This window comes from Microcoleus sp. C2D2 (assembly GCF_036702495.1).
Classification (GTDB): Bacteria; Cyanobacteriota; Cyanobacteriia; order Cyanobacteriales; family Microcoleaceae; genus Microcoleus.
In genome coordinates, this window is sequence record NZ_JAUBTO010000408.1 from 1 (window position 1) to 1,192 (window position 1,192).

1 pseudogene is annotated in these 1,192 nt (G+C 45.9%); it reads right to left on the minus strand.

The annotated features are described in order from the left end of the window. Positions 1-38 precede the first annotated feature (38 nt). Positions 39-1,174: pseudogene (locus QUB61_RS39555) on the minus strand (RNA-guided endonuclease InsQ/TnpB family protein). Positions 1,175-1,192 lie beyond the last annotated feature (18 nt).

A 1,192-nucleotide genomic window follows, 5' to 3' on the forward strand; every position in this document is an offset into this window, starting at 1 on the left:
TTGACACTCCCCTGCCTAAAGGCGAGGGGATTCTTGGATCAGCCAGTCGATTTGCTCATTGATGTCACCATCAGCGAGTAGAGATCGGTCTGTCCGCAAGCGTGAATTTCGGCGTGCCCCGCCGTATTTAAATCGATCTTTGCCTGCTTCAACCCTTTCGCCAAAATGTTCAGCGCAGCGTTATGATCGCGATCGAGAATCGTTCCACAACCACAAATATGGGTTCGAGTTGACAGCGTTTTCTGAACTAGATTGCCACAATTTGAACACTCTTGCGATGTGTGTTGAGGTGCGACCGCACTCACGGTTTTACCGTACACTTTCCCAAAATACTCCAACCATTGAGCAAATTGTGACCAAGCTGCATCGCTAATTGATTTGGCTAGCTTGTGGTTTTTCACCATGTTCCGCACCTGAAGGTCGACCTAGGCTACAAAATCGTTAGATTTTACCGCGCACAACGCCGTCTTTATGGCGAAGTCTTTACGCTGCCTAGTGACCTTCAGGTGTTTCCTTCCCAGCTTATTAACTGCTTTTTTCCGATTACTAGAACCTTTCTTCTTCCCTTGAAACTCGCTTCTGCAATCTCTTCAAAGCTTTTTCGCTCTTGCGAAGATATCGAGGGTTAGCGACCGTTTCACCATCACTATCGGTATAGAAATGGTTTAACCCGACATCTATTCCAATAGCTTTACCAGTGAGAACAGGCTCCTCTTTCCGCTCCACATTAATACAGAATTGGGCGTAGTAGCCGTCGGCACGACGCACGATTCTGATTCGTTTTATTTCACCGGGCGCATAGAAATGCAAGTCTCGACTGCCGATTAACTTGAACTTCCCCGCAGCAAAACCATCTTTAAGGGTCAAGCATCTTTTGTCCGCAGAAAGTTCCCATCCCGAAGTTTTATACTCAACAGATCGAGTATGCTTCTTGAACTGTGGATATCCCTTTTTTCCGGGTTTCTTGGCGAAAGCAATTAGCAAAAAAGCGTTGAATAGCAAAAATGGCACGTTCGGCGGAAGCTTGACGTGCCATCGAGTTAAGCTTGCCCGCCCATTCAAATTCTTTCGCCATAACAGCGCATTGTTTGTATAGGTCAACTAGCTTAATTCCTTGATTTTCTGTCCAATATTTTAGAGTCTTGTTTCGGACGAATTGAGCTGTTCTGATCATCTCGTCGATGATCCGATA